Source organism: Runella rosea (genome assembly GCF_003325355.1).
In the GTDB taxonomy this organism is placed as follows: domain Bacteria; phylum Bacteroidota; class Bacteroidia; order Cytophagales; family Spirosomataceae; genus Runella; species Runella rosea.
In genome coordinates this window covers 6,239,213-6,262,871 of the sequence record NZ_CP030850.1, presented here as the reverse complement: position 1 = coordinate 6,262,871, position 23,659 = coordinate 6,239,213, and the positions used below count along the sequence as shown (strand labels likewise).

General features: G+C 46.2%; 18 protein-coding genes. 13 read left to right on the top strand and 5 right to left on the bottom strand.

Annotation, left to right across the window (positions count from 1 at the left end):
* Positions 1–47 precede the first annotated feature (47 nt).
* Complete coding sequence (locus DR864_RS25695) at positions 48–497, bottom strand: GNAT family N-acetyltransferase (protein ID WP_114069649.1); 450 nt, start codon at positions 495–497, stop codon at positions 48–50.
* A gap of 45 nt (positions 498–542) precedes the next feature.
* Positions 543–1,601, bottom strand: a complete 1,059-nt coding sequence (locus DR864_RS25690) for a ferredoxin--NADP reductase (protein WP_114069648.1) — start codon at positions 1,599–1,601, stop codon at positions 543–545.
* 155 nt (positions 1,602–1,756) lie between these two features.
* On the opposite strand from DR864_RS25690, the gene DR864_RS25685 reads away from it, so the two are divergent.
* From DR864_RS25685 to DR864_RS25655, 7 genes are all read left to right on the top strand, one after another.
* Positions 1,757–2,197: a hypothetical protein gene (locus DR864_RS25685; RefSeq protein WP_114069647.1), complete on the top strand. Its 441-nt coding sequence runs from the start codon at positions 1,757–1,759 to the stop codon at positions 2,195–2,197.
* On the top strand, positions 2,089–3,681 hold the full coding sequence (locus tag DR864_RS25680) for a site-specific DNA-methyltransferase (RefSeq protein ID WP_114069646.1): 1,593 nt from the start codon (positions 2,089–2,091) through the stop codon (positions 3,679–3,681). Before DR864_RS25685 ends, DR864_RS25680 begins: the two co-directional genes overlap by 109 nt.
* Positions 3,678–5,969: a DEAD/DEAH box helicase gene (locus DR864_RS25675; protein WP_114069645.1), complete on the top strand. Its 2,292-nt coding sequence runs from the start codon at positions 3,678–3,680 to the stop codon at positions 5,967–5,969. The genes DR864_RS25680 and DR864_RS25675 overlap by 4 nt, the downstream gene beginning before the upstream one ends.
* Before the next feature lie 55 nt (positions 5,970–6,024).
* Complete coding sequence (locus DR864_RS25670) at positions 6,025–6,240, top strand: hypothetical protein (protein WP_114069644.1); 216 nt, start codon at positions 6,025–6,027, stop codon at positions 6,238–6,240.
* An 84-nt stretch (positions 6,241–6,324) separates the two neighbouring features.
* On the top strand, positions 6,325–8,307 hold the full coding sequence (locus DR864_RS25665; RefSeq protein ID WP_114069643.1) for an AAA family ATPase: 1,983 nt from the start codon (positions 6,325–6,327) through the stop codon (positions 8,305–8,307).
* A gap of 11 nt (positions 8,308–8,318) precedes the next feature.
* Positions 8,319–9,899 carry an ATP-binding protein gene (locus DR864_RS25660; protein WP_114069642.1) on the top strand — a complete coding sequence of 527 codons (1,581 nt, stop codon included), beginning with the start codon at positions 8,319–8,321 and terminating at the stop codon, positions 9,897–9,899.
* A gap of 111 nt (positions 9,900–10,010) precedes the next feature.
* Complete coding sequence (locus tag DR864_RS25655; RefSeq protein WP_114069641.1) at positions 10,011–10,337, top strand: HesB/IscA family protein; 327 nt, start codon at positions 10,011–10,013, stop codon at positions 10,335–10,337.
* Positions 10,338–10,458: 121 nt separating this feature from the next.
* Here the strand turns inward: DR864_RS25655 and DR864_RS25650 are convergent, their stop codons facing one another.
* Complete coding sequence (locus DR864_RS25650; protein WP_114069640.1) at positions 10,459–11,802, bottom strand: FAD-binding protein; 1,344 nt, start codon at positions 11,800–11,802, stop codon at positions 10,459–10,461.
* A gap of 13 nt (positions 11,803–11,815) precedes the next feature.
* A complete protein-coding gene (locus tag DR864_RS25645; protein WP_114069639.1) occupies positions 11,816–12,457 on the bottom strand; it encodes a 3-keto-disaccharide hydrolase in 642 nt (213 codons plus the stop codon).
* Positions 12,458–12,872: 415 nt separating this feature from the next.
* Here DR864_RS25645 and DR864_RS25640 point away from each other — a divergent pair, with 415 nt between their 5' ends.
* From DR864_RS25640 to lepB, 6 genes are all read left to right on the top strand, one after another.
* A complete protein-coding gene (locus DR864_RS25640) occupies positions 12,873–15,842 on the top strand; it encodes a 3-coathanger stack domain-containing protein (protein ID WP_162794127.1) in 2,970 nt (989 codons plus the stop codon).
* Between the two features lie 296 nt (positions 15,843–16,138).
* Positions 16,139–16,942: a ParA family protein gene (locus DR864_RS25635; protein ID WP_114069637.1), complete on the top strand. Its 804-nt coding sequence runs from the start codon at positions 16,139–16,141 to the stop codon at positions 16,940–16,942.
* 104 nt (positions 16,943–17,046) lie between these two features.
* Positions 17,047–17,967, top strand: a complete 921-nt coding sequence (locus DR864_RS25630) for a ParB/RepB/Spo0J family partition protein (RefSeq protein ID WP_114069636.1) — start codon at positions 17,047–17,049, stop codon at positions 17,965–17,967.
* 53 nt (positions 17,968–18,020) lie between these two features.
* Positions 18,021–18,656 carry a DUF5683 domain-containing protein gene (locus DR864_RS25625; RefSeq protein WP_114069635.1) on the top strand — a complete coding sequence of 212 codons (636 nt, stop codon included), beginning with the start codon at positions 18,021–18,023 and terminating at the stop codon, positions 18,654–18,656.
* A 73-nt stretch (positions 18,657–18,729) separates the two neighbouring features.
* A complete protein-coding gene (gene dapB / locus DR864_RS25620; RefSeq protein WP_114069634.1) occupies positions 18,730–19,449 on the top strand; it encodes a 4-hydroxy-tetrahydrodipicolinate reductase in 720 nt (239 codons plus the stop codon).
* Between the two features lie 39 nt (positions 19,450–19,488).
* Entirely contained in the window at positions 19,489–20,628 is a 1,140-nt protein-coding gene (gene lepB / locus DR864_RS25615) for a signal peptidase I (RefSeq protein ID WP_114069633.1), read from the top strand.
* A gap of 643 nt (positions 20,629–21,271) precedes the next feature.
* On the opposite strand, the gene DR864_RS25610 is transcribed toward lepB, so the two are convergent.
* Complete coding sequence (locus DR864_RS25610; RefSeq protein WP_114069632.1) at positions 21,272–23,623, bottom strand: prolyl oligopeptidase family serine peptidase; 2,352 nt, start codon at positions 23,621–23,623, stop codon at positions 21,272–21,274.
* Positions 23,624–23,659 lie beyond the last annotated feature (36 nt).

The window sequence follows — 23,659 nt, the reverse complement described above, 5'->3', positions numbered from 1 at the left end:
CTTTTTATGTATAGATAGAAATTTGTTAATGACTTATCGGAGCATCTTTACTCCAGTTCCAGCACCGCCGAGTATAAATCAATGCCTGGCGCCCAATAGTCGGGCTGTTGAGAAAGGAGTTTAAAACCGAGTTTTTCGTAAAAACCAAAGGAGTGTTGGGAAGTCTCTACTAAAATCATTTTGGCTCCACCTGAGGCTTTAATCTGTTCAATTCGATATACAGCAAGGGCTTTCCCTACGCCTGTTCCCTGAAAATCAGGACGTAAAAATGCCCACGAAAGCCCTCCCTGATGGTCGGAAGAGCGAATCCAATATCCGCCGCCACCCACGATTCGGCCATCCACTACTGCCACCACATAATCGTCGCCGAATATATCGAGGTATTCCAAAAAATCCCCCAATTCTTCGGGAGCGAAATACTTTGGGGTATTCAGTAAAAAAATTTCTTCCAAATCAGTGCGGTCACTGAGTTCGTAGGTGCGAAACGTAATATCCATCTTTGAAACAGTTAATTCATGTATTACGGCAAAAAAAGTGCCGGTTTACTCGATTTCAACCACCACATCCTTCGACAACGGATGCGCCACGCAGGTAAGAATATATCCCGCCGCTAGCTCCGACTTGGTCAGGCCGTCGTCCTCGTCTAAGTGCACCTTACCCGAGGTGCATTTACCCATGCAGGCCGTACACATACCCGCCTGACACGAATAAGGCAAATCAATGTCCAATTCCAGCGCCGCTTCCAGAATCGTTTGGTGAGGCTCTACCATAAATTTATACTCACTGCCTTCGTACAAAACGGTGATTTCCTGCGGTTTGAGGCTACCGTCATCATCTTGCTCTACTACCTCCCCTACCGTATGAGCAGTTCCGAAACTTTCTTTATGAACTTTTTCGTCCGCCACTTTCAACAACGACAACGCTTCTTTTGCTTCCGCCATCATCCCCTCTGGACCACAAAGATAATACTCCGCTGCGGTGGGAACAAAGTCTTCCACTTCTTCCAACAACTTCAAAATATGCGGACGGTTCAATCTCCCTTCATGACCTTCCCAACCATTTACTGGCTGACTGAGGGTATATTTTAACACAAACCGAGCACCAAACTGCTGCGACATTTCGGCTAGTTGCGCCTTGAAGATAATCGAAGATTCATCGCGGTTGCCGTACAAGAGTATTACGCGACTTTCGGATTCTATTTTTAAAAGCGACTTAGCAATCGACATCAACGGCGTAATACCACTCCCCGCGCCTATCAGCACCACGGTGCGGGCGTTGCGGGTATCTGGCTCGACCATAAAATGCCCCATGGGTTCTATCACTTCAATGAAATCGTCGACTTTTACGTGGTCGATGAGCCAGTTAGACACCAAACCACCCGGTACTCTTTTGACCGTTACGGCGGGGGCCGTGTCGGTGTGGGGCGAGCTACTCATAGAGTAAGAACGCCGTACTTTCTGCCCGTCGACGGTCACCAACAAGGTCAGAAACTGCCCTGGCTTATACTTAATCATTTCACTCAACGGATGCCAAAACGCAATCGTAACGGCTTCTTCCGTTTCTTTTATGACTTCTTTTACTTTTAGATGATAATACTTCATATTTCTAATTTTAAGACCTGTACGGTTTTGTACACTTTACAGGTCTCTTTTTAACACCCCAAAATTACGATTTGTTTTGCCCATTCTCCCCCAAAGTTTTAAAAATTAACCGCATTTTGTAGTTTTGTTACTCTTACTTGTATCAACTATCCTCAATGAATCACGCCGACCTCGCTCAAAAAATAAAAGCCCTCGACACCCTTAGTTCCGACGAAAAAGCCGCCCTTATCGAACTCCTTAACGGCAAAAAATACGGCCTCGTCTGGGAAAATAAACCCGAAACCGTAGAAGAAGAACTCCGCACCCAGCTGCCCATCCTGCACGAAGTAACGGAAAAACGGATTTTGGGGAAATCGGAAAAAGGACAAACGGAACACGGAGAAAGTGTTCGCACTCGCTCTTCCTCGACACAGATAGCCTTTGACTTTAGTTCAAACAAGATTCAACTATCTAATAATGAGTCACTTACCCCCCCCCACGCCCGCAAATTCCAGAAACAACCCAAAGCACTACGCCCAACCACTCCCTCATTGAAGGCGACAACCTCCACGCCCTCACCGTACTCAACTACACCCACGCGGGCACGATTGACGTAATTTACATTGACCCGCCCTACAACACCGGCAACAAAGACTTTAAGTACAACGACCGATTTATTGACCGCGAAGACGGCTACCGCCACTCTAAGTGGCTCTCCTTCATGGAGAAACGCCTGCGCCTGGCCAAAAACCTCCTCAAAGACTCGGGCGTTATTTTTATCTCCATCGACGACAACGAACAAGCCCAACTCAAACTACTCTGCGATGAGATTTTTGGGGAAGAGAATTTTGTGGCAAATGTGAGTGTGATTAATAATTTAAAAGGCAGAAGCGACGAAAAATATATAGCTACTGCTCACGAAAGTCTTTTAATTTATAAAAAAACCAACTTTGAAACACTCGGATTACCAGCTCCAGAGGATTATATTGAAGAATATAAATTAACAGATGCTTTAGGGAAATATAGGTTGTTAGGATTGAGAAAACGTGGTGATAACTCTTTGAGAGAAGACAGGCCAAATTTATTTTATCCAATCTACTACAACATTTCAACAAATCAATGGAGCTTAGATAAAGAAAACTTTAGGGACCCAATAGAGATAATTCCTAAATTATCGGATGGAAGCGAAGGAAATTGGCGATGGGGAAAAGATACCTTGTTAAAAAGAAAGGATGAAATAGTCATTCAAAAAGTTAAAAAGAGAAACGAATATGATGTTTTTCAAAAAGATTATTTGCATAAGTCTAACGATGAATTAAAGAGGGTAAAACCTAAATCCTTCTGGACTGGTACAGAATTCTCCTCTGATGCCGGTACAAAATCTTTAAAAGAAGTGATCTCTGATGTTAATTTTAGAAGTCCTAAGCCAATCGGTCTAATTAAATGCTGTCTCTCACAGGCTTCTCAAAAATCCGCCAAAGTCCTTGATTTCTTCGCCGGCAGCGGCACTACGCTGCACGCCGTGATGGCGCTCAACGCCGAAGATGGGGGGAGTCGGGAGTGTATTTTGGTCACCAACAACGAAAACAACATCTGCGAGGAAGTCACCTACGAGCGCAACAAGCGCGTGATACAGGGCTACCCCAATGCCAAAGGCGAACCCGTGGCGGGGCTGAGCGGCAACAATCTGCGGTATTATCAAACGGGTTATGTGGGGCGGGAAAAAACCCTCGCCAACAAGCGCGCACTCATGGCCCTCGCCACCGAGATGCTGTGCCTCAAAGAAGGCGTGTATGAAGAAGAAAATCTGCAAGGTATGGGAGAGATTACAGGTTTGGGCGTGCGGGTATTTCAAGAAAACAGTAAAGCATTTATGGTGGTCTATGATGAAGAAGCCATTGACCAGGCCGTCGAAATCATTCAGTCAGCCCTGTCAAGTTTTGAAAAAATCAAAGTATATGTTTTTGCCACGGGCAGCTACCCCTACACCGATGATTTTGAAGAAGTACTGGACCGCATCGAACTCTGCGCCCTGCCAGATGCCATTTATCGGGCCTATCAGCGCCTATTGCCCAAAGAAGATAAAAACACCATTGTATGATTCACCTCAAAAGCTATCAGGAAAAAGCCGTTAAAGGGCTATTAGAAAATATATTGGAACAATTGGGCACGCCAGGCCGCCGCAAAAAACTGGTCTTTAAAGCTCCCACCGGCTCGGGAAAAACCGTCACCACGGCGGCTTTTTTGGCGCGGTTGGTCGAAACCCTGCCGCAGCAAACGGTCATTCGTCGCACCCAAGCGGCTTTTATTTGGCTGGCCCCGTTCAAGTTGCACGAGCAGAGTTTTCGGGCCTTTCAGTCGTTTTTTGCCGAAACGCGCCTGCTGCGCCCCATCAAATTTGAAGACGTACAGGACGGTCGCCTCCAACCCAACGACGTCCTGTTTGTCAATTGGGAATCGGTCAATAAAGACTCCAATCGGTACATCCGCGAGGATGAGCGCGACCAAACGCTGCATCGCTACGTACAGCGAGCTATCGGCGACGACACCGAGGTCATCATCATTCTCGACGAAGCGCACCTGTTTGCGTCTAAAGGCAAGCGCGCCACGGAGTTGTTGGACAAATTGCAGGCCAAAATAGAACTGGACGTATCGGCCACGCCCGAGTTTTCGTCAGACTACCAAACCATCATCAAGCGCAAAGAAGTAGTAGAAGCTGAGATGATTAAGCGGCATGTATTGCTGAACCCTGACATAGAAGCCCACACGGGTCTGACCGCGCAGGAAGGGTTGCTTGATGAAGCCCTCCAAAAGCGCGCTGCCTTGCGCGATGCCTACACCGCGTTGGGAATAGACATCAACCCATTGCTTCTGATTCAGCTCCCCAACGACCGCGCCGAACTCAGTCAGGAGGACCAAAAAATACGCGATACTGTGGTGAATCGGCTTGGCATAGAGCACAACATCAGCACCCAAAACGGACGACTGGCAGTGTGGCTTTCTGACGCCAAAGACAAAATCAATCTGGACGGAATCGAAGCCCCCAACGCCCATGTGGATGTATTGCTTTTCAAACAGGCCGTATCATTGGGCTGGGATTGCCCACGCGCCGCAATACTGCTGATTTTCAGAGAGTTGAAACGGGAAACTTTTACCATTCAGACCGTGGGGCGTATTCTTCGAATGCCAGAGCAAAAGCATTATCCTAACGAAATGCTGAACGTAGGCTACGTATATACCGATCTTTCCAAAGACATGATTAAGGTGGTGGCCGACGACATGGACTACATCGTACAGCAACGCGCCTTGCGCAAATCGCCCTATGAGGTGTTGCAGTTGGAAGCGCATCGCATACTGAACATTCGGCCCGAGCGCAATCGGTTGGGGAGCAAGTTTAAACGTATTTTTTTGCAAACCTGCGAAGAAACCTACGAAATCAGCCCCGCTCAACATGCTGAAGAGTACGAGAACAATTTACAGCAACTGGAAAAAAGGCTCATTCGGACCAACGTACGCGAGTTGGAAGTACACCTGCCCAAAGACGTAGAACTCTCTGGTGATATTGAGAGCAAACAGGTAGAAAAAACCTTGGATGTAGCCAAAACCGCCGGGGAATTGCGCCCGATGTTCATTCGTTTTTGCGCTCAAAACACGGGCAACTACGCCCCCGCCGACTCAACGGATGTCCTTTCGGGGGCTTTGCTGACAATGGGAGAAGTTTATTTTGGATTTTCGGCAGGGAGTGGAGAGTTCAAAACCATGAAATTGATTTTGTTTGAAGAAAACAAAGACAAGTTTGTGGCATTGATAGACAAAGCATTGGACAGGTACGCCAAATTTATGGAACAACAAGCCGCCCAAAAAGAGCGTAAACCCGAGGCTTATGCGTGGGATGTACCCGTGGAGCGGATTTACAACGAATACTACGAAGAACAAAAAAGCGAAACGCACATTTTGACGCCCCTTTTTGTGGAGAAAAACGCAAGCAATCCCGAAGTTCACTTTATAGAATTTCTCGAACGCCATGCCGAAGTGATCGAGTGGTGGTACAAAAACGGCGTCAAAACCCAAAATGACTTTGCGGTAAGTTACCGAAATTATAAAAATCAATGGAGTGCTTTTTACGTGGATTTTGTCATCAAACTTAAAAATGGTACGGTAGCATTGTTTGACACAAAAACCCTGAACTCTGAACCTGATTTTGTGGCCAAACACAACGCCCTCCACCAATATATACAGGACAAACGAGACCAAGGGAAGAAAATGATTGGCGGTGTGATTGTTCCTGAAAAGAAAGGCGACGTTCGGCTTTGGAAATACTGCGAAAACCGTATTGACAACGCCCACGACACCACTGGCTGGGTAACTTTGGATTTAATCACCCTGTAAGGTTTGTCAATCCTCGTCAAACAGAACTCACAGGTTTAAAACAAAAACCAACGACATGAAAAAAGGCTTAGACATCAGTTTTGTACACTACGGCATCCGGCGCGACGACCTCGACCTCATCGAAACCCTTTGCACTACCCACGGCTTAGACGCCGATTGGGTACTGGAAGACCTCCTCAAAAACCTACATGAAAAGCGGGTCTCCGATGCCGATTTGGACGGGAAGGGCATCGAAAAGCTAATCGAAAAGGCCCTATCTAAGGTGCGCTGACCCCGATTTCCGAATCGGGGTCGGTAGGGATGCGCGTCTCCGACTCAAGAACAAAACCAGCTACCCTTAAAAAAAGCAACCGATATGCTCCTCAAACGCCTCAAAGCCACCCATTTTAAGACCTACTTACAGCTTGATATTGACCTCAGCGTCGAAAACGACCGCCCGATTGTACTCATAGGAGGCGAAAACGGCGGCGGAAAAACCACCTTTTTTGAAGCTATTTACGGGGCATTATACGGCCTCCACATTCCCAATGCCAAGGTATTCAGAGAGTTGGTTAATGCGGGCATTCCCAAGCCTGACGAGGCCAAAATTGCGCTAGAAGTGCATTTTTCGGGCAAGGTACTCAACGAAGAACAACAGTATGTACTCTCGCGTACCTACATGCTCAATGCCGAACTCAAGCCCGTAGAAAGTGTACGGCTCAACATGAACGGCAGCATTTTTCAGTATGGAACGGCCACGCCCCTGGCCCAACGCGCCGAACAAGAAGCCCAAGTAGCCAAAATCATCAAGGCCAATCTGCCCAAAGAATTGAGTCGGTATTTTTTGTTTGACGCCATGGAAGCGGGAAACTTGCTCAAAGAAGACCAACTCAATCGCGTGATTCGGGAAAACATCGAAAACGTGATGGGCTTCAACAAATACCTGCAATTGGCCAAAGCTGCACAAAATCTATTTGAAAGCCACACTGCCCAGCGTTTGGCCGTGGAGCAGGAAAAGAAAGAATATTTGGGGTTGGTAGAGCAGAAAAAAGAATTGGACAAAAAACTTCAAAACGCCCGAAGCCGTCAGCAAGAGGCTTTACAATACGCCCTCACCCACCGCGAACTATACGAAAATCTCAAAAATGGCCTGAATCAGGAAGTACAAATCAAAAACCGAATTCAGCAATTTGAACAACAGATAGACAATATTTACAAAAAAGAAACCCAATACCGCAACGACGTTGAGGCATTTACAAGGGGACTGGAAGCACACGTATTTTTACCCAAACTCGCAGAAAGTCTAAAAACCGAAGTTTCACTTATTTTAAAAGCAAAAAATGAAGCCGAAAATGAACAAAAAGGATTTTTGAGCAAAGAACAAATCCAAGCGGTGTCCGTAAAAATTGTTGAATACTTAGTATCCAACCATCTATCTAACAAAGATTTAACGGCCCAGGAGCTTGCACAGTACTTACTGCAAAACAACGGTACAAACAACGCCCAAGACCCGTATTATTTTTTGGAGGTGGCCGAAATCAAAGCCCTCGAAAATCTGATTCAAGGTACCTACATGAATCCTTTCCCGAGCCTGACCCAGCAGCAAGTAGAGCTCAACATTGCCGTTGGGCAAATTACTTCGCTGAAAGGGCAAATCGAAACCCTTAAAGCACAGATTTCGGGCAAAGACTACAACCTGCTCAAAATGTACGAAGACACCCAATCATTGGCCAAACATTTAGAGGGAGAGATAGCAGAGTATGAAAAAGAAATAGAGCGTATCAGCAAACGTATCGCCCAGTTTGACATTCAGGTTTCGGAAGAACCCGACCCAAAATACGAAGCATTGAAAAAGTTAAGACCGTTTTTTGAAGATGTGGCCAACCAACTACTGAAATCAAAAAAACAGCAATTAGAACTCACCATGAAGCAGGACTTAAACCTTAATCTGGCGGCTTATCGAGACGTGATTGACCGCGTAGAGCTTTCCGAAGACCTGCGCGACTTAAGTTTTAAACTGTACCACAAAGCAGGCAACGAAATCTACCTCAATCAACTCAACACAGCCTCCAAACAGGTAGTGGTACAGGTTTTATTGAAAGCACTACACGAATACGGCGACTACGACCCACCCGTGATGATTGACACCGTGATGGGTGTACTCGACAAAACGAGTCGAAGTACCATTTTAGAGAATTATTTCCCGCAACTCTCCCACCAAACCATTTTGTTGAGTTCAGATTCGGAAATCACCAAAGAAAATGATTTGGCTAAAATTGAATCGTTTGTAGCCAAAACCTACACCCTCAAACGCGACAAAGAAAACCAACGCACCGAAGTAGTAGCAGGGTATTTCTAAATCATAAAACAATGTCTATCATTCACTTATCTAATATCCGGCAGGCCGAAATCCTTAACGAAAGTTTGCAGCCGCTCAAGAACAAAATTGAAGAGCGTATCAATCTCGACCGCTATACCGAAGGCCATAAAGGAAGCAGTTTATCGAGCAATATGCTCCACCGAATCGCTTTTTTGACGGGCTTATCACTTGTCAGTGAACGAACTTCTATTGAGCTTGAAGCAGTAAAATTACACCCCAGCAACCACATTCACGACACTACTTTTAGTCGCAACAATCTCCAGTCGCTGTGGTCAGCTTTGCTAAAATTACGGTATCATAAAATGAATATAGACTGGGATAACATACCGCTCAAAAGCCGAGTAGTAAATCTTGAAATGCTGCGCGGGGTGGAGTACCTCCTTCAAAGTGACCATTTAGACCAATGGCTCCTCAATAATTTCAGTATTGGCGGCCGCGGTGCCTTGGGAAGTATTCCGCACCTAAACCTCGACTTGGGCTTTTTCGACGAAATCCCTGCTAAACTGGACTTAAACAGTCGAAATATTACCAACACGCAAATGCTCATTGCAGGAACGACAGGCTCGGGTAAATCAAACTTATTGGCCGTTTTACTCAATGAAATTCGTACCATTTCGGTCGACACCTCTTATCCCGTCAATTTTCTACTCTTTGATTACAAAGGCGAGTTTGCCGACCCTCAAAATAGGCATTGGCTAGCCCTGTTTGAGACAGATGCAGGCGCGATTTTGGATCCCATGAAAAAGCCGTTGCCTTTCACGCCTTTCAAAGATTTTACGGGAAAAACCCAGAATGAAATCAACCTGTACGCTACCGAAATTTCCACGGCGCTGAGTGCCATAGACCGTACCAGTATTTCGGCCAACATGAGTACCCGCCTCACCGAAGCCGTTATTGCGGCTTACCGCCGCACCCAAAACCGCCCAATTGATTTTGAAGCTATCGAACGTGAATACGCGTCATTACTTGAAAAAGACAAAGACGATAGTGTACGGTCGGTACTGAAACAGCTCATCAGAACACCGCTTTTTGCTAAAACCGACGAAATAGATTTAGTCAAAGATAGCTTTATTATTAAAATGGATGCTTTTCCGAAAGAAGGGGTACTAGCAAAAGCATTGGTGTATTTCACCGTTTCCAAGCTCAACATCATTTATGAAAACCTCCCTAAACAAGCTGTAAACGATGAATGTGTAGAACTGCGCCACTTTACCATCATCGACGAAGCCCACTACATGCTTGATTTTGACAATCGCCCCTTGCGTGAACTCATCGCGGTGGGTCGCAACAAAGGGTTAAGCATTATTTTGGCTACGCAAAACATGGAAAGCTTCAAAAGCGAGCATTTTGATTTTTTGGCCAATGCTCAATACCCGCTCATTATGAAGCAACAATCCATCAATGATAAAGTCATTAAGGATATTTTTGGGGTAACAGGCAGCGAATTTAACAAAGTAAAGGAAGCGATTTCGCAGCTGCAAAAAGGGGAGCTCATCATGCGAAACACTACCGCTACTTTGCTTGGCATGGGTGATAAATTCAAGAAAATGAAAGTCCGAATGCTAATTTGATACTGTTTTTTTTTATTACATTCAAAAGGATAGCAATGGAAACTTTTAGTTATACAGTTTGGTTTTTAAAGGTACAAAACATATTTTGAATCAACTGAAATATAAGACACAATGGTCACGGTAACGGATAAAGCAAAAGATAAAATCTTTGAATTGCGCAAAGAAGAAGGGCGTCCCGACGATAGCCACATCCGGGTAGGTGTGCAGGGGGGCGGTTGCTCAGGCTTGATGTACAACCTCGAATTCGATTCTCAGAAACAACCCACCGATATGGAGTTTGTCGACAAGGGCATCAAAATTGTGGTCGATAAAAAAAGCATTTTGTATTTGGCAGGCACCGTTTTGGACTTCTCTGACGGGCTAAATGGCAAAGGTTTTCAGTTTGTCAATCCCAACGCCAGCCGTACTTGTGGCTGTGGCGAAAGTTTTGCCGTATAGCTTTTTTTGATTTTAATATCTCTTTCAACAAAAAAGACGTCGATTACTCGACGTCTTTTTTGTTCCGTTTTGCCCAAACCTGACGCCCCTGTCCAGTCTGACTATCGTCTGACTTTTACCTCTAAGCTTCGCCAAAAAGGTTCATTTCAATAAACTCATTCCTGAACTTTCCATCGGGGTCATGCTTGGCCATCAGGGCTTTGAATTCAGGTAATTTTTCGATTCTTGCTTGCAATACCGATGGCTTCAACGTAAATAGTTTTCCCCAATGCGGCCGTGGATTGAACGGCGCAAGCGCTTCTTCGATGAGCGGCAGCAGCTGCATCACCTCTGGAATCTCCTGTTTCCATGTAAAGTGAAACGCTACGCAAGTCTTTTTATAAAACGGACTCATAAATAAATCATCAGCGGCAATGGCCCGTACTTCCGTAATCATCAGATGAGGTGCGACTTTTTCGTTGAGTTTTTCAATGGCCATAAAGCCTTCGTAGGCGTGCTCAAAAGCCACAAAATACTCCGACTGCAATTCTTTCCCGCTGCTGGGGGTAAAGCCCATTTTAAAGTGGGGCATCCGCTCGTACCACGGGCCTTCTACGCCCATTTGGTCGGTGCAATTGATGGGGTCTAGGGCTTCAATGGGGTGTAGGTTTTGGGTGGCCAATGTTGCGCCGAAATACGTGGGAGCCATGTCTTTCATGTCTTCGGCTTTGTTTTTTATCCACACTTCGCTGACATTCTTTTTGGTCCAATCTGTAAACAAACTCACACTGTACCCACCCGACATAATCGCTTCAAAGTTTTTCTCCAACTCCGCCATCGGTAAGTTTTGGTAAACAACCTGCTTCATTTTGAAGGTCGGTTGTAGGTCAAGCGTCATTTTGGTCACGATGCCAATCGCGCCCAAGCCAACCACTGCGGTCAAAAATTCATCGCCGTCTTTTTCGCGGGACAAATTCACCACTTCACCATTGCCATTGACCATTTCCATGGCCGAAACCGCCGTAGCTAAACTACCGTTTTTGATTCCCGAACCATGCGTAGACGTAGCACACGCCCCCGCCACCGAAATATGCGGAAGCGATGCCAGATTGGGCAAGGCGTATCCATTATCATCTAGGTATTTACACAATTCTCCGTACTTGATACCCGCCTCCACCGTCACGGTGTTCTTCTCTTTGTCCAACGAAATAATTTTGTTGAATTCTGCCGTGGAAATTTGATTTTCAGAACTGTCCGCAATTTTATTAAAACAGTGTTTGGTACCTAAAGCCCTTACTTTTTTACAGCTTTTGATGGCTTCTTGCAGTTCAGCCACCGTTTTTGGCGTGTGCAAATTGTCGGTGCTGTAAGTCAGGTTACCCGCCCAATTGGTACGGGCTTCGGCTTTTTTACACGAAATTAAGTGATTCAACATGGTCCCAGTAAGTAGCACGGAGGAGGTTTTTAGGAAAGTACGTTTGTTCATGCTAGAGGTTAGGTTAAGGTAGTTCTTGGATAATTATATCCTTATACGCCACTTCGGCTTTTCCGCCTCCGTGGATTTGCAGCCCTATCAGGCCCGATTGCGGAATGCTCTCGTCGGGTTCGGTATAATCTACGGTCTGCTGACCATTTAAAAGGATACGAATTCGGCGATTTTCGGCCCGTACTTCAAAATCATTCCAAGCCCCAGGTTTCAATATTTTTTTCACCAACGCCGCATCAGGGCCAATCAAAGTTTTATTTCTTCTTGATTCGTCGTACAAACTTGCCCAGTAATTATCCCCCAAATCGGCCTGATAACCAATCATTTCATAGGCAGGATTGGTCAATCGTTTGCTGCGAAACTGTACTCCAGAATTGATAAAACCTTCCGTACCCGACAATTTAAATTTGAGTTTCAAGATAAAATTTGAAAAGCTACGTTGGGTACAAAGAAAATCATTATGAGGCACTTTGGTCACGAGCGAACCGCCCACAAGCGAACCGTTTTCAATCCGCCAAGTCGTCAAAGTATCGCCTTCCCAGCCCTTAAAACTTTTACCATCAAACAGCCTAACTTCTTTTTGGGAGGGAATCAGAAAAAGGTTTGTGAGGGTAAGTATACCTGCCAGTGAAAAAATCAGAAGATGCTTTGCCATAAGAAATGCCTTGTTTTATTTACTTTTTTAAAGGCAATTTGGGCTTTATCTACTTTTCGAAAATACTTCAGCAGCTCGCTGTTTCCAAAATCAACAAGATTGTGAAACAAAATCTTACTTTCTTGGCGTAATCTCCAGATTTTAAAAACTTTAAATGGTAAATTATAGCAACCCTTGTTTTCGATTAAACGGTTGGGGAATTAACGCAAACTATCTATACCTTTGTTTAGCAGTCTGTTTCTATGATTTCATCGCCTGAAACCTGCCGTTAATTTCCAAATACCTCCCCTACTTTTTTGCCCAAGGCAAACGCATTTAAAGCCACGCTCTCCAGCGGTTTTCGGCAACAATACTCATTTTTCCATTACGCTTTTTCTTACCTGTCCTCTTTATGTTTTTTAACTATTATTTAGCCATGAAAACACATTTCCTTTTAGCGGTATTCTCCCTTTGTTCCATCTTGCTCCGCGCCCAAACCTTGCCCAATCCCATTCTGTTTTGTACCCAAGTGCCTCAACCGTTTGGATTCGCTACCAGCTTAGAAACCTTCGGCAATCACCAAGCAAGCACCTTTTCAGCTCCGCGAGGCGGCGACCTTTACATTCGCTATCCCGACGGCTCGTTGAAGAATTTGACCCAAATGGCGGGTTACGGCCAAACGGAAATGCAGGGCGCTACGTCTATCGCAGTACGTGACCCGTCTGTGCATTGGAGTGGCACCAAAGCACTGTTCAGCATGGTCATCGGCTCGGCTACGGCCCGTTATCAGGTTCAGAGCTACCGTTGGAAGTTATACGAGATTACGGGATTAGGTAAAAATGATACCCCAGTCATTACACTAGTGCCCAACCAACCCGTGGGCTACAACAACATTCAGCCGATATACGGCACCGACGACCGTATCCTTTTTACGACCGATATGCCCCTCGGCGGAGCTGCGCACCTGTATCCACAACACGACGAATACGAATCTTCCCCCATTGTATCGGGGATTTGGCGGCTCGACCCCAAGGCTTGTTCGATGGCCGACGGGCTAGAAATGTTGACCCATTCGCCGTCAGGTGATTTTACACCCAGCATTGACCACGCCGGACGCGTCATCTTCACCCGATGGGACCACCTTCAGCGCGACCAACAGGCCGATGCGGACATCATCGACAACACAGGCTATGGCACTTTTAACTACGCCGATGAAACCGCCAACGCTGCCAAATCATCCATTCTGCCCGACGTAGAAATCTTTCCCGAACCGCGTCCTGGCCGAACCGATTTACTTTCGCTGCCGCAGTGGGCCAATACCAATCCCCAAAACTTCAATATTTTCAATCCTTGGATGATGAACGAAGACGGCACAGAAATGGAAATGCTCAACCACTTAGGCCGGCACGAAATGGGGAATTATATGACGCAAAATTTTACCAACGACCCCAATCTCCATGATTTTTATACGCCCATCAGTCCTACGCCCATTCGGGCGATGTTTCATATTCGCGAATCCCCCGTCACGCCCGGTCTTTATTACGGAATCGAAGCCCCCGAGTTCGGCACACACGCCTCAGGAATGGTGGTAAAAGTAAACGCACCGCCCGGAATGCACCCCGAACAAATTACTTTTACCTACGTTACGCATCCCGACACGCGCTCACCCGACGAAACGCCAAGCGCAAACCACAGCGGTATGTATCGTACTCCCCTACCGCTTTCGGATGGGCAGGTCATTGTTTCGCACTCACACGCAACCGATTACGATGAAAATATAGGCACTTCTGGCGCTCCGCTCAGCAAATACGATTATCGCATTCGTCTTTTGGAAGCCAACGGCGGCTATTTTAAAGCCTCGGCTACGGCTTTGACGGGAGCAGGCATTACTAAGACCGTGTCATGGTGGAGTCCCGATGAGCTATTGACATACTCAGGAATACTTTGGGAAACTTATCCTGTAGAAGTAAAAGTTACCCCACGTCCTACAACGCCCACCCTCCATTTGCAAACCGTCGCCCCTTCTGAGCAGGCACTTTTTGCGGCGGCGGGAGTGAATTTGCATGATTTTCAAAAATTTCTTCGCCGCAATAACCTATCCGTCCTTGCCATCAGGGATGTCACCAGCCGGGACGATGCCGACCAACAGCAACCGTTTAATTTAAAGGTGTCGGGCAGCGCCCACCAAACCATCAATCCAGTTAGCCCCTCCCCTGTTTATGAGGTTAAACACCTCCAATTTTTACAAAACGATTTGTTGCGCGGTATCGGCGGAATGGCAACGCCCAAACCAGGAAGAAGAGGCATTGCCAAGTTTTTGCATGACCCAACCGCTGTAGCTTACAATCCTCCAACTACTGGTGCCCAAGGCAGTGCCAATATCCATCCAGACGGCTCCGCCGCCATGATTGTACCCGCCAAACGCGCCCTGACTTGGCAACTAACCGACGCCAATAATAAGGGGATTGTACGGGAACGGTTATGGATAAGCACCAAAGCGGGTGAAGTTCGGACCTGCACGTCTTGTCACGGCGAAAGCACGTTGAACCAAGCTGGTTCAACTTCGCCAGCCAATGCCCCGCAGGCTTTGACTACCCTGCTGAATTACGTAAAAGGAATCGACCGCGACAACGACGGCATCAAAGATATTTACGATGCTTTTCCCACCGATGCGGCACGGCATATTGCTGAACCCTTAAACGAACAGTTTGTTGCAAACTTAACCCATTGGATTAACCAAAATCTTGACAATGATGCAATTACGTGGACTACAGAGAGCAACACTTGTCATGCCAATGCCGCCGTAATCAATAACCGAGCCGCTGATAATACCGGAAAGATAGACCGACTCAGGCGTTTTGTTGACCTTACCAACATGGATTCTGCCAGCCTTACTTTTGACGTAGCCTATGCGCGTTATGATGCCATAAAATTCGATAAACTTCGGGTTTGGGCCATTGCGTGCGACGGAACACAACAACTCCTTTATGATAAATCAGGAGGTACGCTCGCCACTGCCCCCGATCAAACGGGGCTTTTTACCCCAGCAGATTGCAGCCAATGGCGAAAAGAAACCGTTAATTTATCAGCCTATGCTGGCAAAACCTTAGAGTTAGTCTTTGAAGATGTTGGCGGATGGGGCAATCGTCTGTTTTTGGACAACATTCTCATTCAGGAAACGGGCATTTCTCCTCCCTGCCCCGATACCCTCCTTGTATCAGGAACCATCACGTCTGGGAAATATGACGCTGCAACGACCATTACCACCCAAAACAGCGGACCAACAACGGTTTCGGCGGGCACAAACGTAATGCTCAACGCGGGAAAATCAGTCACCCTTCAACCCGGTTTTGAAGCCCAAAATGGCAGTATTTTTAAAGCATATATTGGCGGGTGCGGCTATTAAAGGTTAAATCATCACGGGAAGCGGGCACAAAATGCTCCCCGTAAGGGATTATTAAATGATTGTTAAAATTTACACGTTTCCAAATGAGCCTCACTACCACTCGTTTAGGCCATTCTTTCATTTATAATGTTTAATTAGGAAGTAAGTCCCTTCAAAAAACCAAAATCGTTGCTTTGCTAAGGGTTAACTGCCAACTGCTTACTACTAAATCGTGAAACATTTAACATTTTTTACGTGGAACAGTTTGGCAGAGTCCGAATAAAGATGGATATTTGAAGGCGGTAAACCTAACAACAATGGGCAAAATTATAGCAATAGCCAACCAAAAAGGTGGCGTCGGTAAAACGACCACTGCCATCAACCTGGCAGCAAGTTTAGCAGTACTGGATTTTAAAACCTTAATCGTAGACGCTGACCCTCAGGCCAACTCTACGTCGGGCTTGGGCTTCAACCCCAAAGAAATCGAATACAGCATTTACGAATGTATGGTAGAAGGCGTCATTCCTCAGGAAGCCATCGTAGAAACCAACTTCGAGAATCTGTACCTTTTGCCTTCCCACATCGACCTTGTAGGTGCGGAGATTGAAATGATTAATCTCAAAAACCGCGAGGAAAAAATGAAGGAAGCTTTATGGCCCATCAAAGAAGACTACGATTTTGTCATTATTGACTGCTCTCCCTCACTGGGTTTGATTACCATCAACAGCCTCACGGCCGCCGATTCGGTGATTGTACCCGTGCAGTGCGAATATTTTGCGTTGGAAGGGTTGGGTAAATTGCTCAATACCATTAAGATTATCCAAACCCGACTCAATACCAATTTGGCCATCGAAGGCATTCTGCTGACCATGTATGACATGCGTGTACGCCTTTCTAACCAAGTCGTCAATGAGGTAACGGCGCACTTCAAACACATGGTTTTCAACACCATCATTCCCCGAAATATCCGTCTCAGTGAATCTCCAAGCTACGGTGTTCCTACCATTGCGCAAGATTCCGACAGCAAGGGCGCGGTCAGTTATCTCAACCTTGCCCGCGAAATTTTAAGTAAGAATGGGCTGCTTGAACAGGACGAACAAACCGTACGAAAAGCCAATTAATTTCCCAGCGGGTCGTTTTGTCCCGCTTCATTGGCATTACGTAACGGTTTTACAAAAAGTTACGTCTTTCATTCAACCCAACATTCATAAAAAATCTTCTACACATGGAAAATATTGGAAAAGCGGCTCCTAAAAAAATGACAGGACTCGGACGTGGTTTGGGTGCATTACTCCATGACAGCGATAACGTCAACCGTTCAACTCGCCCCCTACCTTACGACAACGTGAGCATGATGAGCGAAATTCACGTTGAGCAGATTGATGTAAACCCTTTTCAACCTCGTACGCGTTTTGATGAAGAAGCCCTCAATGAATTAGCGGAATCTATTCGTATTCAAGGCATTATCCAACCCATCACCGTACGTCAGATCGGTCGAGACCGCTACCAGTTGATTTCAGGAGAACGGCGTTTGCAGGCTTCCAAGCTGGCAGGTCTGACCCACATTCCTTCGTATATCCGGACGGCCAACGACCAGCAAATGCTGGAAATGGCCTTGATTGAAAACATACAACGCGAAAACCTAAACGCCATCGAAATTGCCCTGAGCTATCAGCGACTGATTTCTGATTGTGGTCTCAAGCAAGACGAATTGGGTGAGCGCGTCGGCAAAAACCGTACAACGGTCAACAATTACATTCGTTTGCTCAAGCTCCCGCCCATGATTCAGGCCGCCCTGCGCGACGATCAAATCACGATGGGCCACGCCCGAGCCATTATCAACATTGACAATCCAGACGTACAGCTTAAACTGTTTCGTAAAACCATCGAAGAAGCTTGGTCGGTACGCAAAGTAGAAGATGCCGTGCGCAGTCTCCAAATAGAAACACCCGACCCTAACTCCCATGACCGTCGCCCGAGCGTGGTAAAGCAGGAAATGCGGTCGTTGCAGTTTAAACTTTCTTCTTATTTTGGCTCAAAGGTTTCTATTAAAACCGACGACAAACAAAAAGGAGAAATAAAAATTCCTTTTACTTCGCAGGATGAGTTGGAACGGATTTTAAAGGTTTTAAAATTTGAATCGTGATACGGTCGGGATTATTGATCATTTGCTGGTGTGTAGTTGGGTTGTCAGGAGTAATGAGCCAGCAAGTTAAAACAGACTCCCTGCAAAAGCGCTTTGCCCGTTTGGCAACCCTTGCCGATACCCTGCGCCCTGATTCACTCAAAAACGCTCAGGGACTGAAAGATACACTGGCCAAAATCGTGGCCCCAGCCAAGCCTGCGGCCAAGCACAGCCCCCGCAAAGCCGCTATCTATTCGCTCGTGGTGCCAAGCCTTGGGCAGGCGTACAACAAACAGTATTGGAAAATGCCTTTTGTGTACGCGGGTTTTGGAACGGTCATTTATTTTATCCGCTATTTTAATATTCGGTACCACGACTATCTAACGCCCTACATCGACAGTTATAATCCTGTAACAGGCGCGGCATTACGGACAGAAGCGCCCGTATACATACGGGGCCAAAAGATAACACGGACGCTAACGATTGAGCAAATTACGAAAGGGAAAGATTTTTATCGTCGCTACCGGGATTTGAATTTTGTGATGCTAACGGCCGTTTGGGCGCTTAATATCATCGAAGCCAACGTAGCGGCTCACTTAAAAACCTTTGATATGTCGGAAGATATATCGTTTCGGGTTCAGCCCGATGCCGGCTATAATTCATTTACGGGTGGCATCATCGGGGCCAAAATAGTGATACCAATTAAATAATAATTTGCTGATTGAACATTCATTCACCTTTAACGCATACCAGTGCTTTGGCACATAATAAATTTTCAAATTAATGAATATTCTTCTTCTGGGCTACGGCAAAATGGGCAAAGTAATCGAACAAATCGCCCTGAGTCGCGGTCACCAAATTGTCGGAAAAATTGACGTTACCAATCGCCACGAGCTGGATACTTTCAGCCGCGACAATGTAGATGCCGTCATTGAATTTAGCGCCCCCGAAGCCGCCTACGAAAACCTCAAATGGTGCATGAACAAAGGCCTGCCTACCGTATGCGGCACCACGGGCTGGCTCCATCACCGCCCCGAAATCGAACAACTTTGCCAAGCACACGGAGCTGCTTTTTTCTACGCTTCCAATTATAGCATCGGCGTCAACCTGTTTTTTAGATTGAACAAATACTTGGCCAAGCTCATTGCGCCCTATTCACAGTACAGTGTTCATACCACCGAAATTCACCATATCCACAAGCTAGATGCGCCCAGTGGCACGGCCATTACACTCGCCGAAGGGCTGATAGAGCACCTGGCCGCCAAAACGGAATGGGCCAATCAGGCCGATGTTGCTGAAAATCAAATCCCGATTGTATCTTTGCGCGAAGGTGAGGTGCCTGGCACTCACGTTATCCGCTATGATTCCGCCGTTGATAGCATTGAGATTCAGCACGTAGCCCATAGCCGTCAAGGATTTGCTTTAGGGGCCGTCGTCGCGGCCGAATGGCTCTCCCCTCGCAAGGGAGTCTATGGCATGGACGATTTGCTCGGCGAAGACTAAGTTTTTCATTCACCAAAATTGCATTCAATACTACCGGAAATGTCAAAACCCAACCCCAAAAAATCTGCCTTTAGAGAGTGGCTTGATTCCATTGTTTTTGCCGTCGTGGCAGCTACCTTAATCCGTTGGTTATTTTTAGAAGCCTACACCATTCCTTCGTCTTCGATGGAGAAGAGCCTGTTGATTGGCGACTTCCTGTTTGTGAGTAAACTTCATTACGGTGCCCGCACCCCGGGAACGCCCTTGCAAGTGCCACTGACCCACCAAACCATCTGGGGAACCAATATTCCGTCTTTTTCGACCCTGATTCAACTTCCGATGTACCGCCTACCGGGCTTTTCGGACGTCAAACGTAACGATGTGGTGGTGTTCAACTACCCCGGCGACCCTGATGAGCCGTTTGAAGATCCCGCACAGGGCAACGGCGGCTACAAAGCATTCCCCGTTGATTTGCGTACCAACTTCATCAAACGCTGTATCGCCGTTGGTGGCGACTTGGTTGATATTAAAGGCGCTGATGTGTATGTAAACGGCAAACCCGCCGAAGTCCCCGCCAAAGCGCAGTTTTATTACCGAATGTGGTCTACGGACTTATTGGATGACCGTTTCTTTGAAAACGAAGACATTCAAGATTACAGCTCGTATCCCAGTGATTCTTTGGCTCCCAACAAGTTTTTGTACCAGATTCGCACGACCCCGCAAATTGTGGAAGGTTTGTTGAAACACCCTTTTATTAAGGACGTAAAACACGAATATCGCTATGCCCCCACAAGCACCGAAATGGGGCTATTTCCAGCGGGTGCCAAGCAAAACCCTGACTTTTGGGGCCCAATTCAAGTTCCCAAAACAGGGCTGACCATACAACTTGACTCGGCCAATGTGTCAAAATACGGCCATGTGATTAAGTTCTTTGATCACAATGACGCCTCAAAGGTAGTCGTGGACAAAAACACCATCAGCATCGATGGCAAAGCCATCACCAGTTATACTTTCAAGCAGGATTATTACTTTATGATGGGCGATAACCGCTACGAATCGGCAGATTCACGCTTTTGGGGCTTTGTGCCCGCCGACCACATCGTCGGCAAAGCGGTCTTTATCTGGATGTCCATTGACCCCAATCCAAAGTCAATTCTCAACAAAATTCGTTGGAATCGTTTGTTTAGAATCATTGATTAAGACTTTCTGTTTGTACGAAGAGCCGCAACGTGTTGCGGCTCTTTTTTTATGGGATGTATTGGGTTTCTCACAACCCAAACGCTGGTTTTGAGAAACCAACTCTGCCGTCAGCTACTAATCTTTACTTTTGTAGGCAGGTTGTTGGTAAAAAACACCAACAATGGCATGAACACTCCAAACAACGGGTGAATAAAAATTTATGTTTTTCGTCTTAGAATAAGCTTGCCAAGTACAAACAACATTATAGCGGGACAAAAAAACAGGAAATCATAAATAATATCAATTTGCCAATTTCGCCAACTAAAACCTTTTAATTCACTTGACCTTAAAAACCATCGGATAGTTAAACCAATGATTGATAATAAACCATAAAGTATGGAAATTATAATCAGTACTCTACTCAATATTTTCATTTTTTTAATCAATTCCAACTTGTTATTAGGCAAAATACTACTTCACAATAACTTGTTGATTTTCAAAATATTTCTGTTAATTAATTTAACGAATTAGGATTTAAAAACCAATAGTCAGTAGTTCAGCAAACGGCACTACATATAACCAAAAGCAACGAAACAAAAAAACGGCAGACTCACAACACAAAAGCTGCAAATCTGCCGTAAAAGTTATCAAACGGTCTAGGGGCCTACTTCTTCAACTTCTCCTGAAACAACTTCAGAATACGTTTATATTCATCCATCCAACTGGTTGGCTCCACAAAACCGTGATCTTCCATGGGGTAAGACGCCATTTCCCAATTGTCTTTTTTCAACTCAATCAAGCGCTGTACCAACCGGTATGAATCCTGAATATGAACGTTGACATCCACCATGCCATGACAAATCAATAAATGATCTTTCAACCCAGCCGCGTGATAAATGGGCGAGCTCCGACGATACGCCAACGAATCCGTGGCGGGTTCATTAAGAATATTAGCGGTATAAGGGTGATTATACGCTGCCCAGTCAGTCACGGGACGCAAAGCAGCTCCCGCCTTGAAAACGCCCGGCTTGGTAAACATGGCCATCAAAGTGATAAACCCTCCGTAAGACCCACCATAAATCCCTATGCGCTTGGCGTCAATTCCGTGTTTTTCAACCAAGAATTTTGCCCCGTCTACGTTATCATCCAAATCTTTTCCGCCCATAAACCGATAAATTCCCGTGCGTACATCGCGGCCATACCCCGCCGATGCCCGGTAATCCATGTCGAGCACTGTATAACCCAAATCCACCAAAAGGTTATGAAACATATACTCTCTAAAGTATTGACTCCACCATTTATGGGCATTTTGTAGGTAACCCGCCCCATGTACAAACACCACCGCCGCACCATTTTTCTTTTTGGGAACGTATAAACGGGCGTAAATATCGACCCCATCGCTGGCTTTTACGGTCACAATTTGGGGTTCACGCCACTGATACGAGCTAAACTCAGGGGAAAGCGATTTCGTAAGTTGCGTAGCCGCGGCGTTGGGCTGCGCCTCCTGAAGGTACAATTCCCAAGGTTTCGTAGCTGAAGAGTAACGAATCAACAACTTCGATTCATCGGGCGAAAGCGTGGCATCATTGGCTCCCACCATGCCTGTCAGCTTAGTGCGTTCCCCGCCCGTAACGGCCATTTTATAAAAATGCTGCTCACCGGGATGTACTTCGTTTGACTGAAAATAGATGGTTTTCTTGTCTTTTGAGAGCTGGGCCTGCTGCACCTCAAACTTCCCCGACGTGAGGGTTTTGCGCTCGCCCGTGCGTACATTAACCGAGTACAAATGCGAATAGCCCGTGGCTTCGGAATGAAAAATAATGGTTTCGTTGTCAATCCATTCCAACCAAAAACTGCCAGGGCCACCTACCCATGCTTCGTCGCGCAGGTGATCAAGGACTTTAAATTTAGCAGTTTCTGGGTTTAGAGAGGCAATCCAACGGTCTTTATTGTCTTGCGAACGCATCATTGCAACTACGTACTTGCCATCTTCCGACCACCTAACGTTGATAAACTGCACTTTGCGGGCGGCGGCTTTTTTGGCTGTATCGGCTTTGTATTCTTTCAGGTAATCAGGTTTTACGTTGATACCCGTCAGGTCTTTGGTCGATGCTTCGAGTACGGTATCTTTCTTAATGTTGTAGATGAACAACTGCGAGTTGTTTTGGGAAGCGCCCACTTTCGTGCGGGCGGGCAGGTTTTCGGTATAGCCAGATTCGGTCACATAACTCGGCACGACGGTTGATTTTGCGCCACTTCCCCCTTTGGTCGAGCGGTAAGTGATAAACTCCGCCGTGGGCGACAGCAGGATATTGTCCAAGATAGCATCGTTGGTATAAATTTCTTTCGGGCGCTTCGGTTGGTTTGATTTTGTGATTTTATCCGCTTCCTTTTTCTTGTCATCCCGCTCTTTTAAGACCTCAAACAACGCCAATTGATCTTTTTTCAACCACTTATCTTGTTCGTTAGCGGCCGCGTCGGCTTTCTTTGTTCCAGGCAAAAAATTTGTTAGTTGAGTCAACTCCCCCGTGAGCAAATGTTGCGAAAACAAGTTTTGCCCGCGTCTAAAAATAGCTTTGCTGCCATCGGCACTAAAAGTAACGTTTGACTCCGCTTCAACGGTATTGGTCAACTGCCGGGTTTGGCCCGTTTTCACGTCAATCCAATAAATGTCTCCGTTTTTTACGAACAATTTTTGGGTGAAAGCTCGGTTGTAATCGCCCGATGCACTCGGCAGCAAACTGCGCTCCAGCGGCGTTACTTTGCGGGTTTGCTTGGTTGACAGTTCGTACACGTAGAGTGAGTCGCCCGTGTTTTTTTCAGGATTCCAGCTAAAGAAAATTTTGGTGCCGTCTTCGCTCCAATAGGGATTGGAAGGTGCTACGCCCATCCATTTGGGGTCGCGCATGATTTTTTCCACCGAAAGCGGCGCAAGAGTCTGGGCTTTTAGCGTGACGTTTAAGGCACAAAAAATGACAAGGAACAGGTGGGTTCGCCGAAGGTAAAAGTTTCGCATAAGTACGTAAAATGAAGTGTTTCTGGTTGAAAATAC